Genomic DNA, 12723 nt, shown 5'->3' with positions numbered 1-12723 from the left:
CTGATCGTCGGCATGTGGGTGCGCTCCACGATGGCGTACCGCACCTCGTTCCTGATCATGGCGTTCGGGAACTTCGCCGTGAACGCGCTGGACTTCGCCGCGATCGCACTGATGTTCTCGCACATCGACACGCTCGGCGGCTTCACCCTCGCCGAGGTCGCCTTCCTGTACGGCACGTCCAGCACCGCCTTCGGGCTGGCCGATCTGGCGCTCGGCAGCATGGAGCGGGTCGGGCGGCGCATCCGCGACGGCACGCTGGACACCCTGCTGGTGCGGCCGGTGCCGATCCTCGCCCAGGTCGCCGCCGACCGCTTCGCGCTGCGCCGACTGGGCCGGATCAGCCAGGGGGCGCTGCTGCTCGGCTGGTCGCTGACCCGGCTGGACATCGGCTGGACGGCCGACCGGGTGCTGCTGGTGCCGCTGATGCTGCTGAGCGGGGCGGTGATCTTCGGGGCGGTGTTCGTGCTGGGCGGGGCGTTCCAGTTCTGGGCCAAGGACGCCTCCGAGGTGCAGAACTCGTTCACGTACGGCGGGACGACGATGCTCCAGTACCCGCCGACGTTGTTCGCGGAGGAGCTGCTGCGCGGGGTCACGTATCTGATCCCGCTGGCCTTCGTCAACTGGCTGCCTGCGCTGTACGTCCTGGGCCGCCCGAACCCGCTGGGCCTGCCCGGCTGGCTCGGTTTCGCCGCGCCGCTGGTCGCGCTCGGCTGTGCGGCGGTCGCGGGGCTGGCCTGGCGGGCGGGGCTGCGGGCGTATCAGAGCACGGGAAGCTGAGGAGGGGGCGTGGACGGCATGAGCGGCATCACCGAAGACGGTTTCATCGAACTCGACGACATCCAGAAGGTGTTCGAGGTGCGGCGCCGGGCCGGGCTGCTGCGCCGGGAGCGGCGCGAGGTGCGCGCGGTGGACGGCATCAGCTTCCGGGTGCCGCGCGGCGAGATGGTCGGCTACATCGGTCCGAACGGGGCCGGGAAGTCGACCACGATCAAGATGCTGACCGGGATCCTGGTGCCCAGTGGCGGGCGGCTGCGGGTCGCCGGGATCGATCCGTCCCGGGAGCGCACGCGGCTCGCGCGGCGCATCGGGGTGGTGTTCGGGCAGCGGACCACCCTGTGGTGGGACCTGCCGCTGCGCGACTCGTACGCGCTGGTGCGGCGGATGTACCGGATCCCCGACGACCGCTACCGGCGGAACCTGGACCGCTGTGTCGAACTGCTGGACCTCGGCGACCTGCTGGACGTGCCGGTCCGTCAGCTCTCGCTCGGCCAGCGGATGCGCGGCGACATCGCGGCCGCCCTGCTGCACGATCCCGAGGTGCTGTATCTGGACGAGCCGACGATCGGGCTGGACGTGGTCAGCAAGGCGAAGGTACGGGGCTTCCTGCGGGAGGTGAACGCGGAGCAGGGCACCACCGTGCTGCTGACCACCCATGACCTGACCGATATCGAACAACTGTGCAAGCGGGTGATGGTCATCGACCATGGCCGCCTGGTGTACGACGGCGGGCTGGACGGGCTGCACGCGGTGGGCGGGAGCGAACGCACCCTGGTCGTGGATCTGGAGCGGGAGCTGCCGCCGATCGACGTCCCCGGCGCGCGGACCGTGCGGGTCGAGGGGCCGCGGCAGTGGCTGGCGTTCCCGGCCGCCGCCAGTGCGGCACCCCTGGTCGCGGCGGTGGCCGACGGCTATCCGCTGGCGGACCTGTCGGTGCGGGAGCCGGAGATCGAGGACGTCATCGCCCGCATGCTGTTCCCCGAGCGGGAGGCCGAAGCGGGCGCCGAAGAGGGGGCGTCGTATGGGGCGGTCAGGTCGGTCGGTCCGCATTAGTCTGTCCGTATGACAATTGAGGGATCTTCCCAGGGAGCGGCCCCCGACCTTCCGGGCGGGTCCCCGATGCGCGCCTCCGACGCCGTCGAGATGCGTGCCTCCGACGCCGAGCGCGAGCGCATCGCCGAGGTCCTGCGCGATGCCGTCGCCGAAGGCCGCCTGGACATGGAGGAGTTCGAGGAGCGGCTGGACGCGGCCTACAAGGCGCGCACCCACGCCCAGCTGGAGCCGCTGGTCCGGGACCTCCCGGTGCCCGGCGCGGCGACCGCCCCCGCACCGCTGTCCGCCGACGCCACGGACCTCGCCGCCCGGGACGACTGGGCCGGGCGGATCGGCGGCACCCCGACGTCGAAGATGGCCGTCGCGATCATGGGCGGCTTCCAGCGCAAGGGCACCTGGACCACGCCCCGCGCCTTCACCGCCTTCGCCCTCATGGGCGGCGGCGAGATCGATCTGCGGGAGGCCCGCTTCGAGGGCCGCGAGATCGTGATCCGCTGCTTCACGATGATGGGCGGGATACAGGTCATCGTGCCGCCGGAGCTGGAGACGCATGTCAGCGGCATCGGCATCATGGGCGGTTTCGACCACTCGGGGTCGGCCGACGGCGACCCCACCGGCCCGCGGGTGACGATCACGGGCCTGGCGATCTTCGGCGGGGTCAGCGTCGAGCGCAAGCTCCGCAAGGAGGAGCAGAAGCGGCTCAAGGCGGAGCGCCGCCGGGAGAGGGAGGCGCACAGGGAGGAACTGCGCGCCGAGCGCCGTGAGCGCCGTGCGGAGCTGGAGGAGCGCCAGGCCGAGCGCCGCGCCCGCAGGCACGACTGGGGTCACTAGCGCTCCCAGGCCCGCCGGGGCGTCACAGCGCGGCGGCCGCGCTCCCCCGGAGGTAGTCGAGGGGGAGCGCCCGCGACATCGCCCGGTAGCCCTCGTCGCTCGGGTGGAGGTGGTCGCCCGAGTCGTACGACGGCCGCAGCCGCAGCGGCTGTGCCGGGTCGCGCAGCGCCTTGTCGAAGTCCACGACCTCGTCGAAGACCTTCCCGGCCCGGATCTGGCCGTTGACCCGCTCGCGCACCGAGTCCAGCAGCGGCGTGTAGCCGCGGTGGCCGTAGAACGGCGACAGGGTGGCCCCTATGACCCGCAGGCCCCGGGCGTGCGCCTGCTCGGTCAGCCGCCGCAGCCCTTCCACGATCTTGTTCGGGTCGGTCTGGTGGGGGATGCGGAGGATGTCGTTGACGCCCAGCTCGATGATCACGGCCTTGACGTTCGTACGGTCCAGCACGTCACGTCCGAAGCGGGACAGTCCGCTGGGGTTGTTCGGCGGGAACTGGGTGCCGTCGCTCAGCACCCGGTTCCCGCTGATGCCCTGGTTGAGCACGCCGAGGCGGGGCGCTCCCGGCTCGGTGCGCAGCCGCTCGGCGAGGAAGTCGGTCCACCGGCGGTTGGCCCCGGCGGTGGAGGTGATGCCGTCGGTGATCGAGTCGCCGAGGACCGCGACCGTGCCCTGCGCCTCCTTGGACCACACGTCCACGCTGCTCAGGTACCGCCAGAACGGGCTCTGTTCGGTGTACGCGGCGCCTGCCGTGTCCTCCGTACGGTCGCCGCGCGCCAGGTACGAGGTCTGGCGGGCGTGCGGGTGGTACGTCACCGAGCCCGACGCCTGCGGGGCGTAGGTGGTGATCAGCAGGTCGGCGGCGGCCGGGATGTTCATGCGCACCGGGTCGCTGGTGGCGGCCTGGCCGGGCGGAATGGTCACCCAGGGACGGTTGTCGAAGGTGAGCCGACGCATGGTGTCGGCCGCGGCCGTCGGGTTGCTGGGGGCGGCCGCCAGCGCCAGCGAGGCATGCGTGATCGTCAGCGGGCGGGCGCTGTACAGGTTGGAGAGCTGGATGCGCGCGCCGGTGCCGCCGATGCTGGTGTGGATGACGTTCCGTATCGACATGCCGGAGAGGCCGCGGAGCGTGTTCGGCTCGGCCGCGGCCGCGGATGCCGACCAGGTGCCCACCCAGGACCCCGACGAGGCCGGGGCCGCGGAGTTGCGGGTGCCCTGCGCGGCCTCGTTCACATTCCGGTCCCGGCCGCCGACCCCGACGAATATCGCGGTTGAGACGAGGACCACCACAGCCGCCAGCGCAGCGAACACGGCATAGGCCGTGCGTCTGGGCATAGGGGGCACGCTCATGGGCGGAGGTCTCCTCGGGCAGCCGGAGCCTCAGGCTCCGAATGTGAACGGGAACGGCGAGCGACGCTGCTTCGCCGATGCGGTCCGGTCGGTCCTCCATGATCCCATGTCCGGACAGAGGTCCGCCTGTCGGCCTGCCCCCGGTTGGACGGGGTCGCTCCCCCAGACAGACGTCGGGAACTCGCCGTTCGTTCCACTCAGGGATGAGTGAGACAGGAACGAGACAATGCAGAGGGGACGGCTCGATCGGGTGGAGCGTATGAACCGGACAACGACGGAAGAAAAGGGGCCGAATCCGCCCGGCGCGCGGGCGGCGGCCGGTGGCGTCGTCGCGTTCGCGGACACGCCCCTCGACGAGGAGCGGCGGCGCGGCGTGCGCCGGATGAAGGCGATCGCCACGGGCATGCTGCTCGGCGTCGCGCTGGTGTACGCGGTCGCCAAGTGGGCGCAGGGTTCCGGCGCCGGGGGCTGGGCCGGGTATGTGGCCGCGGCCGCCGAGGCGGGCATGGTCGGCGCGCTGGCCGACTGGTTCGCCGTCACCGCACTGTTCCGGCGGCCGATGGGGCTGCCCATCCCGCATACCGCGATCATCCCCACCAAGAAGGACCAGCTCGGGGCGACCCTGGGCGACTTCGTCGGGGAGAACTTCCTGTCCGGCGATGTCGTACGGCTGCGGCTGCGCGCCGTCGGCATCGGCAGCCGGCTCGGCACCTGGCTGGCCGAACCCGCGCACGCCGACCGGGTGACGGCCGAGTTGGCGACCGCGCTGCGCGGCGCGCTCACCGTGCTGCGCGACTCCGATGTGCAGGCGGTGGTCGGCGAGGCGATCACGCGGCGCGCGGACGCCCAGGAGATCGCGCCGGGGCTCGGCAAGCTGCTGGAGCGGATCGTCGCGGACGGCGGCCACCACCGGGCCGTCGACCTGGTCTGCGTCCACGCCCACGACTGGCTGGTCGAGCACAACGAGTCGGTGATGGGCGCGGTGACCGGCGGTGCGCCCGGCTGGACGCCGCGGTTCGTGGACCGCAAGGTCGGCGAACGGGTCTACCGGGAACTGCTGCGGTTCGTCCGTGAGATGCGCGACATGCCGGACCATCCGGCGCGCGGGGCGGTGGACCGCTTCCTGTCCGACTTCGCCGGGGACCTCCAGTCGGACAGCGCCACCCGCGACCGGGTCGAACGGCTCAAGGGCGAGGTGCTGGGCCGCGGTGAGGTGCAGGACCTGATCGCCTCCACCTGGGCCGCGGTGCGGTCGATGATCGTCGCGGCGGCCGAGGACGAGCGCAGCGAACTGCGGCTGCGGGCCCGGGCGGCGATCCTGTCGCTGGGCTCGCGGATGGTGACGGACCCTCGGATGCGCGACAAGATCGACGGCTGGCTGGAGGACGCCGCCGTCTATGTGGTGACGACCTATCGGAACGAGATCACCTCGCTGATCTCCGAGACGGTCGCAGGCTGGGACGCGGAGCACACCTCCCGGAAGATCGAGGCCCATATCGGCCGCGACCTCCAGTTCATCCGGATCAACGGCACCGTGGTGGGAGCGCTCGCGGGGCTGGTCATCTACACCGTCTCGCGGGCGCTGGGCGGCGGTTAGGCCCTGTCCGCCGGGTCGCGTCTCTGGCGGGTGCGCGCCGCAGGGCCTATGGTGCCCCTCCCGGTGGTCTGGGGTGGGGAGGTCGGTGTGCGACGGCGGCGCCCAGGGAAAAGACAGGTGCTGGCCCGGGTGTTGTGGACCGGCGGCGAGATCGCCGTCACGATCGGGATCGTCGTGCTCCTGCTGGTCGTCCACGAGCTGTGGTGGACCAACCGGGAGGCGCGGGAGGGCGCGAGGCGCCAAGTGGTGCGGCTGGAACAGCAGTGGGGCACCGAGGATCCCCCGTCCGGTGGTGGCGACTCCACGGAATCCGGCGGTACGGACGCGGGCGGTACGGAACCGGGGCGTACGGGCGCGGGCGGTACGCAGCGCCGGAGCGGCACCGCCACCCCCACGCTCCGCGCCGGAACCCCGCGCCGGGACGAGACGTACGCGGTGATCCGCATCCCGCGCCTCGGGCTCACGGCCCCGGTCGCCGAGGGCATCAGCAAACCGCACGTCCTCAACAAGGGGTACGTGGGCCACTATCCGGGGACCGCCCAGCCGGGGCGGTTGGGCAACGTGGCGCTCGCGGGCCACCGCAATACGCACGGCGAACCGTTCCGCCACCTCGATGAGCTGCGCCCCGGGGACCGGGTGAGCATCGAGACGTTCCACGCCCGCTACACGTACGTCGTCGAGCGCACCCTGCCGCGCACCTCGCCCTCCGACGGCACGGTGATCGCGAAGGTGCCGTACAGCACGGTCCATCCGCGCTACCGCTACACCGAGCCCGGCTCCTACCTCACGCTGACCACCTGCACCCCCGAATACACCTCCCGCTACCGGCTGGTGGTGTGGGCGAGGCTGAAGGCGGCCGGGCCGCGCGTTGTCGGTGGTGCCCCCTAGACTGAATGCGACGGACCGAGAAGGGGGGAGATCCAGATGACGCATCGCGCCGAACTGCTGCGCATGCACCTGGGCGTGCTCCTCTTCCTGCTGACCGGCACCCTGCTCACCCAGACCGGGCTGCTCAGCGCCGTCGCCCTCGCCGCCACCGCCGCCGTCGCGGCCGCGCTGCTGACCTGCGCGGTGCTCGCCGCCCGGGCCCGGGTGCCCGCGCCCCCGGGGCGCATACGCACCGCTATACGGGACCGGGAGCGCCGCACCGCGTTCCTGCCGCAGCGGGACCCCGATGCCGCGGGCCGCCCCAGGCCCCGGGCGCCCGGCCGTCGTCTTCCGACGGCCGCGTAGGCGCGACGCACCCGCAGCATCCGGTCATCACCTCCCTGCTGCCGCGCTCACGCGGCTCGTCATGCCGATCCGTTTTCTCTTCGGTCATCCGGCCCATGACGAGACCCGTGGAGGGCTCCCATGTCTGTTTTCGCATCCCTCGGCACCCTGCTGACCACCCTGGCCGACCGGCTCGATCCGCTGTTCGGCGCCTCGGCGACGGCCGCCGCGATCGTCCTGTTCACCCTGTGCGTCCGGGCCGCGCTCCATCCGCTCGCCCGGGCGGCGGCGCGCGGGGAGAAGGCGCGCGCCGCGCTGGCGCCGAAGATCGCCGAGCTGAGCCGCAAGCACAAGAACGACCCCGAGCGGCTGCGCCGCGCGATGGCGGAGCTGCAGGCCAAGGAGGGCGCGTCCCCGCTGGCGGGCTGTCTGCCGACCCTGATCCAGCTGCCGGTCTTCTTCGTCATGTACCACGTGTTCTCCACCGGCAGCGGCGCCGGTGACCTGCTCGACCACACGCTGGCCGGTGCCCCGCTCGACGGCCGCTGGGGCGGGGCGCTCGCCGGGCAGCAGGGGCTGGTCTACCTCGGCCTGTTCACGCTGATCGCGGCCGTCGCGACCTGGACGTATGTCCGCACCCGCAAGGCGGCCCGTGACGCGGTGGCGGCCCCCAGCACTCCCGCTGCCCCCGCGGCGCCCGGCGCGGCCGGGCTGGCGCGGATGCTGCCGCTGCTGTCGTTCGGCACGCTCGTCACCGCCGCCCTGGTGCCGCTGGCGGCCGCGCTCTACCTGGCGACCAGCACCACCTGGACGGCGGTGGAGCGGGCCCTGCTGCTCCGCGGGCGGTGAGCGGTGGCGGGACCCCGGTCCAGTCCGTGAACGGGGTCTTGCGGGGCGCATGGGGCTCATAGAGGATCGAGCGGCCAGAGGCCATGGTGTAGCCCCTGGCCACCGTCCTGACCCCAGGGAGTTGTGAGGATGAAGCTGCTGCGCGTCGGACCGGCCGGGGCGGAACGCCCGGCCCTCCTCGACCAGAACGGCACGCTCCGCGACCTCTCCGGCCTGGTCCCCGACATCGACGGGACCCTGCTCGCCGACGAGGCGGCGCTGGCCCGGATCCGCGCGGCGGCCGGGGCCGAGGGCGCGGACGCGCTGCCGGTGATCCAGGACGGCGGCGTACGGGTCGGCCCGCCGCTGGGCCGTATCGGCAAGATCGTGTGCATCGGGCTGAACTACCACGATCACGCGGCCGAGACCGGCGCCGCCCTCCCGGAGGAGCCGATCGTCTTCATGAAGGCACCCGACACGGTCATCGGCCCCGATGACACGGTGCTGGTCCCGCGCAACAGCGTGAAGACCGACTGGGAAGTGGAGCTGGCCATCGTCATCGGCCGCACCACCCGCTACCTCGACTCCGAAGAGGCCGCTCTCGCCGCCGTCGCGGGCTACACGATCGCGCACGACGTCTCCGAGCGCGCCTTCCAGATCGAGCGCGGCGGCCAGTGGGACAAGGGCAAGAACTGCGAGACGTTCAACCCGCTGGGCCCCTGGCTGGTCACCGCCGACGAGATCCCCGACCCGCAGGCCCTCGGCCTGCGGCTGTGGGTCAACGGCGAGATCAAGCAGAACGGTACGACGGCCGAGCAGATCTTCGGCGTCGCCCACGTGGTGCGCTACCTCAGCCAGTTCATGACCCTCTACCCGGGCGATGTCATCAACACCGGCACCCCGGCGGGCGTCGCCATGGGCCGCCCCGAGCCCAAGCCGTATCTGCGGGCCGGGGACGTGGTGGAGCTGGAGATCGACGGGCTGGGCCGCCAGCGCCAGGAGTTCAAGGACGCCTGACGCCACACGCTCGGGGCCTGGCGCCCGACGTTCAGCGCGGCCCCCCGACGCCACCGGTGTCCGGGGGCCGCGCTGCTTACTCGGCCGCCCGCTTCGCCTGCTGCGGGGACGCGCTCGGCGTCGAGCCGTATGCCTTCAGGAAGCGGTCGCGGAAGCTGTTCATCTTCCACACCGGGGTGTCCGCGCGCGGCATCAGCCCGTCCGCCCAGTTCCAGCTCGAGATCCGCTTCAGCACCTTCGGGTCATGGGCGACGATGGAGACCGGTACGTCCCGGCTCGCGTGGTTGCCGCTGACCCGGGCCAGCGGCTGGTGGTCGCCGAGGAAGACGAGCACGGTGTTCTCGTTGCCGTACTTGATCATGTAGTTGATCAGGCTGTTCACCGAGTACTGGACGGACTTGCCGTACTCCTGCTTCACCTTGGTGGAGTCCGTGAACACGTCCTCGGGCCGCTTGCCCGCCTTCTCGATGCCCTTGTAGACCGAGCCGTTCCCGACCTTGCTCCACGGGATGGTCTTCGGGATGGGCGCCCAGGGCTGGTGGCTGGAGGTCAGGATGTTCAGCGACATCAGCGGCTTGTCGTGCTTCTTGCCGTGCTCCAGCTGCTCGAACGCCTTCAGCGCGTACTGGTCGGGCATGGTCGACCAGCTGAACTTCGGCCCCTTGTAGCCCAGCTCGCGCGAGTCGTAGACATGGTCGAGGCCGTAGAACGTGCCCTCCGGCCAGCTCTTCTGAACGCCCGGCATGATGCCGACCGTTCGCCACGCCCCGGTGCGCTGGAAGGCGCGGGTGATGGACAGATGGTCGCCCGCGGTGACGGTGCGGTAGCGGTTCTGGTTGTCGATCCACAGGCCGGTCAGGAAGGTGGAGTGGCCCAGCCAGCTGTTGCCGCCGTACGTCGCCGAGGTCAGCCAGCCGCTCTTGGCGGCGAATCCGGCCTTGTCCAGCCGCTTGGTCGCCTTCTTCAGCGTCGAATCGACGCCGGGCGCGATGGCCGGGTCCTCGATCGCGCTGCGGCCGTAGCTCTCGATGAAGGTGATCATCATGTCCTTGCCGCGCAGCCCGGTCAGCAGCTGATCGCCCGGGGTGTCGCCGTAGGTGTCGAACGCGGCGATCTTCTTGAACTCCTTCTCGTCCTTGATCGTCTTCTCCACCCGCTCCGCCCGGTCCTGGACCAGCTCGGACGTGCTCCGGGACGCCACCGGCAGCCCCGCGACCTGCGCCCCGACCGACGCGCAGGCGACCCAGACGGTCCCGGCCACCAGGGTGGTGCGGGTCGCCACGACGCTGTTGCGGGCCATGACGTTGCCGATCCGCAGGACCGCCAGCGCCATGAGGGCGAGCAAGGCGAGAGCGAGCACCGCGACCCCGACCACGGCGGCCGCCGCGGCCGTCTGGCCGACCGAGTCCTCCAGATACGACTGGGCGTCGTCGAACAGGATCCAGTCGAGCACCACGTTGAAGCCGCGGCCCAGGAACTCGTTGAAGCCCATGTCGAGCATGTTGAGGATGGCCAGCGCGCCGAGGAACAGCCCCGCCACCACCGCCACCACTCTCCGGGCGACGGTCGGCAGGAGCAGCAGCAGACCGGCCCCGAAGATCAGTTCCACCGGGATGCGGGCGAAGTGGTCGACCGTGAGGAGTTCGAGCTTCGTCGGCAGCAGCAGGGCGAGGAAGACCAGGGCGACGGACAGGCCGGTGACCGTCCACGACAGGGCGCGCGCCGCGACGGGATACCGGCCCCGCCAGCCCCCGCGGCCGGTGACCGCCCGGTCCGGGCCGTCGTCCTCGGCGCCATCACCGGCGGTGGCGCCGCCGAGCAGCTCGGTCGGCGCGTCGTCGTCGGCCGTGTCGTCGGTCTTGTCCTCGTCTTTTCCCTCGGCCTTGTCCTCGCCCTCGGCCTTGTCCTGGCTCTTCGGGGCCTCGGTGGCGTCACCGGCGGGTTCGTCCTGTGCCCGCTCCGGCGGGCGGTCTTCCGGGGTTTTGCCCTCCTCCGGGGCAGCCTTGCCGTTCTCGTCCTTGTTCGGCAGCTGACGCATCCCGAAGGTCCTTCCGTGCGTGGCCCGGTGGTGACACGGCGGCCCAGGCTCGGGGGGCGAGGGCCGCCGTTATCCGTACGGCCCGACGGCCGGATGTGTTCAATGACCAGCAGGTCCGCTGTACGCGCGCACCACGGCGAGCCGTCCGTCGGCGGTGTGCCAGTCGGCGGTCATGGCCCTGACGAAGCGCCACCCGGCACGCTCGTACAGCCCGATGGCCGCGGTGGCGCTCGCGTCGACCTCCAGTACGGGCCGCAGCCCGTCCGCCACGGCCGCCCGCGCCGCGTGCCCGAGCAGCCCGGCGGCCAGACCGCGGCGGCGGGCCGTGGTGCTGACGTACAGTCTGGCCACCGCGGCGAGCCCTTCGGCCGGTGCGCCGATGGCGTCCGCGAGGGCGGGATCGGTCCGGGTGAGCATCACATGGCCGAGTACGGCGGGGCCTTCGGCCGCGACCCAGGCGCCGCGCATCCCGTCCGGTGTCAGCCAGCCCTCCGGGTCGTCGGGCCAGTTGACCGGGTAGCGGTCGGCCCGCTGCACGGTCGCGAGCGCGGTGACACAGGCGGGCAGGTCCCGGCCGCTTCGGGGCCGTATCGTCGCTTCGGGCACCGCAGGATCATGGCACGGCGCGGTCGACGGTGCGCAGGGTGATCAGGGCCCCGGCGAGGAAGGCCAGCCCCGCGGGGGCGAGCGCCGTACGCAGCCCGGCGGCAGCGCCCCCACCGGCCAGCGCGCCGAGGAGGGCGACGCCGATGACGCCGCCGGTCTGGCGGGACGCGTTGATCACGCCGGAGGCGAGCCCGGCCCGTTCGCCGGGCACGCCATCGGTGACGGCCGTCGTCACGGCGGGCATGGTGAACGACATCCCGAAGCCGGTGGCCATCAGCGGGAGCACCAGCAGCGGATACGGAACGTGCGCCACCGCGGCGGTGAGCCCGGTGAGCGCGAGCAGCCCCGCCCCGCCCGTGACCAGGCCGATGAGCAGCGTGGGCCGCGGGCTGCCGACCCGGGCGGTGAAGCGCCCGGACAGCCATGAACCGGCCGCGACCACGCCCATCTGCGGCAGCAGCGCGAGCCCGGCGAGCAGCGCGGAGTAGTGCAGCGTCTGCTGGAAGTAGAGGTTGACGACGAACAGTTCGCCGTAGAAACCGAGGTTGATGAGCAGGCCGACCGCCGTGCCCCCGGCGAAGGTGGCGTCGCGGAACAGGCTGGGCGGCAGCATCGGCGTACGGACCGTCCGTTCGACGGCGACGAACCCGGCGCCCGCCAGGACGAACGCCAGGGCACCGCACGCCACCAGCGCGTTCACTCCGGAGCGGCCGCCCTCGATCATGGTGAGCGCCAGCGCGGTCAGTGCCGTGACGCCGATGATCTGCCCGGCCGGGTCCAGCCCCTTCCCGGTCTGCGGGCGCGGTGCCGGAACGTATCGCGCGGTCAGCGCCATCGCGGCCAGCCCGATCGGCACGTTGACGAAGAACACCCACCGCCAGCCCACCGCGGCGACCAGCACGCCGCCGAGGAGCGGGCCGCCCGCCGCGGCCACCCCGGCGATCCCGCCCCACACCCCGACCGCGCGGGCGCGCGTCGTCCGGTCGGTGTACGCGGCCCGCAGCAGCGCCAGCGAGGCCGGTACCGACAGGGCCGCCCCGGCGCCCTGCGCCACCCGCGCGAGCACCAGCACCGGCATGCCGGGGGCCAGCCCGCAGCCGAGCGACGCCGCCACGAACACCGCGAGCCCCGCCTGGAACACCCGCCGGGCGCCGAAGCGGTCCGCGAGCGCCCCGCCGGACAGCAGCCCGGCCGCGAGCACCAGCAGATAGCCGTCCACGACCCACTGGAGGCCATTCACGCCCGCCCGCAGATCGGTGCGCAGGGCGGGCAGGGCGACGTTCACGATCGTGCTGTCGAGGATGACCATGAAGTAGCCCGTACACACCGCGACCAGCGCGAACGACACGACGCGCGCGGGTTCGCGGGTGGCCGGTATGTCCGGGGTGCCGGTTTTCGTCGCCATGCACTTCACCGTAG

12 protein-coding genes are annotated in these 12723 nt (G+C 72.2%); 8 read left to right on the top strand and 4 right to left on the bottom strand.

Annotation, left to right across the window (positions count from 1 at the left end; genetic code table 11):
* Positions 1-12 precede the first annotated feature (12 nt).
* The 3 genes from ACZ59A_RS06775 (at position 13) to ACZ59A_RS06765 (ending at position 2661) form a co-directional block, all read left to right on the top strand.
* Positions 13-777, top strand: coding sequence for an ABC transporter permease (locus ACZ59A_RS06775; protein ID WP_470954687.1), 765 nt, complete (start codon positions 13-15; stop codon positions 775-777).
* A gap of 18 nt (positions 778-795) precedes the next feature.
* Positions 796-1830, top strand: coding sequence for an ABC transporter ATP-binding protein (locus ACZ59A_RS06770; protein ID WP_470954684.1), 1035 nt, complete (start codon positions 796-798; stop codon positions 1828-1830).
* A gap of 90 nt (positions 1831-1920) precedes the next feature.
* Complete coding sequence (locus ACZ59A_RS06765; RefSeq protein WP_470954681.1) at positions 1921-2661, top strand: DUF1707 SHOCT-like domain-containing protein; 741 nt, start codon at positions 1921-1923, stop codon at positions 2659-2661.
* A gap of 22 nt (positions 2662-2683) precedes the next feature.
* Here the strand turns inward: ACZ59A_RS06765 and ACZ59A_RS06760 are convergent, their stop codons facing one another.
* The gene (locus ACZ59A_RS06760) at positions 2684-3991 is read right to left on the bottom strand and encodes an SGNH/GDSL hydrolase family protein (protein ID WP_470954383.1); all 1308 of its coding nucleotides are present in this window, start codon (positions 3989-3991) and stop codon (positions 2684-2686) included.
* A 274-nt stretch (positions 3992-4265) separates the two neighbouring features.
* Here ACZ59A_RS06760 and ACZ59A_RS06755 point away from each other — a divergent pair, with 274 nt between their 5' ends.
* The 5 genes from ACZ59A_RS06755 to ACZ59A_RS06735 all read left to right on the top strand — a co-directional run bounded on the left by ACZ59A_RS06755 (position 4266) and on the right by ACZ59A_RS06735 (position 8660).
* The gene (locus ACZ59A_RS06755) at positions 4266-5603 is read left to right on the top strand and encodes a DUF445 domain-containing protein (protein WP_470954382.1); all 1338 of its coding nucleotides are present in this window, start codon (positions 4266-4268) and stop codon (positions 5601-5603) included.
* A 48-nt stretch (positions 5604-5651) separates the two neighbouring features.
* Positions 5652-6491, top strand: coding sequence for a class E sortase (locus ACZ59A_RS06750; protein ID WP_470954380.1), 840 nt, complete (start codon positions 5652-5654; stop codon positions 6489-6491).
* 36 nt (positions 6492-6527) lie between these two features.
* Positions 6528-6836, top strand: coding sequence for a DUF6412 domain-containing protein (locus ACZ59A_RS06745; protein ID WP_470954378.1), 309 nt, complete (start codon positions 6528-6530; stop codon positions 6834-6836).
* Positions 6837-6956: 120 nt separating this feature from the next.
* Entirely contained in the window at positions 6957-7664 is a 708-nt protein-coding gene (locus tag ACZ59A_RS06740; RefSeq protein WP_470954375.1) for a YidC/Oxa1 family membrane protein insertase, read from the top strand.
* A gap of 129 nt (positions 7665-7793) precedes the next feature.
* Positions 7794-8660: a fumarylacetoacetate hydrolase family protein gene (locus ACZ59A_RS06735; RefSeq protein ID WP_470954373.1), complete on the top strand. Its 867-nt coding sequence runs from the start codon at positions 7794-7796 to the stop codon at positions 8658-8660.
* Between the two features lie 76 nt (positions 8661-8736).
* Here ACZ59A_RS06735 and ACZ59A_RS06730 read toward each other — a convergent pair whose 3' ends face one another.
* The 3 genes from ACZ59A_RS06730 to ACZ59A_RS06720 all read right to left on the bottom strand — a co-directional run bounded on the left by ACZ59A_RS06730 (position 8737) and on the right by ACZ59A_RS06720 (position 12709).
* Entirely contained in the window at positions 8737-10698 is a 1962-nt protein-coding gene (locus tag ACZ59A_RS06730) for an alkaline phosphatase family protein (protein WP_470954372.1), read from the bottom strand.
* Positions 10699-10797: 99 nt separating this feature from the next.
* Positions 10798-11304, bottom strand: coding sequence for a GNAT family N-acetyltransferase (locus tag ACZ59A_RS06725; protein ID WP_470954369.1), 507 nt, complete (start codon positions 11302-11304; stop codon positions 10798-10800).
* A 7-nt stretch (positions 11305-11311) separates the two neighbouring features.
* A complete protein-coding gene (locus tag ACZ59A_RS06720) occupies positions 11312-12709 on the bottom strand; it encodes a DHA2 family efflux MFS transporter permease subunit (RefSeq protein ID WP_470954367.1) in 1398 nt (465 codons plus the stop codon).
* Between the last annotated feature and the right edge of the window lie 14 nt (positions 12710-12723).

Source organism: Streptomyces sp. NPDC040405 (assembly GCF_055595765.1).
Note: the sequence above shows the minus strand (reverse complement) of the source record. Positions and strands in the feature narration are given on the sequence as shown.

Coding starts and splice junctions, on each gene's coding strand:
- ACZ59A_RS06745 (WP_470954378.1), top strand. CDS start 6,528: ATGACGCATCGCGCCGAACTGCTGCGCATGCACCTGGGCGTGCTCCTC.
- ACZ59A_RS06755 (WP_470954382.1), top strand. CDS start 4,266: ATGAACCGGACAACGACGGAAGAAAAGGGGCCGAATCCGCCCGGCGCG.
- ACZ59A_RS06775 (WP_470954687.1), top strand. CDS start 13: ATGTGGGTGCGCTCCACGATGGCGTACCGCACCTCGTTCCTGATCATG.
- ACZ59A_RS06750 (WP_470954380.1), top strand. CDS start 5,652: ATGGTGCCCCTCCCGGTGGTCTGGGGTGGGGAGGTCGGTGTGCGACGG.
- ACZ59A_RS06740 (WP_470954375.1), top strand. CDS start 6,957: ATGTCTGTTTTCGCATCCCTCGGCACCCTGCTGACCACCCTGGCCGAC.
- ACZ59A_RS06720 (WP_470954367.1), bottom strand. CDS start 12,709: ATGGCGACGAAAACCGGCACCCCGGACATACCGGCCACCCGCGAACCC.
- ACZ59A_RS06730 (WP_470954372.1), bottom strand. CDS start 10,698: ATGCGTCAGCTGCCGAACAAGGACGAGAACGGCAAGGCTGCCCCGGAG.
- ACZ59A_RS06735 (WP_470954373.1), top strand. CDS start 7,794: ATGAAGCTGCTGCGCGTCGGACCGGCCGGGGCGGAACGCCCGGCCCTC.
- ACZ59A_RS06765 (WP_470954681.1), top strand. CDS start 1,921: ATGCGTGCCTCCGACGCCGAGCGCGAGCGCATCGCCGAGGTCCTGCGC.
- ACZ59A_RS06770 (WP_470954684.1), top strand. CDS start 796: ATGAGCGGCATCACCGAAGACGGTTTCATCGAACTCGACGACATCCAG.
- ACZ59A_RS06760 (WP_470954383.1), bottom strand. CDS start 3,991: ATGCCCAGACGCACGGCCTATGCCGTGTTCGCTGCGCTGGCGGCTGTG.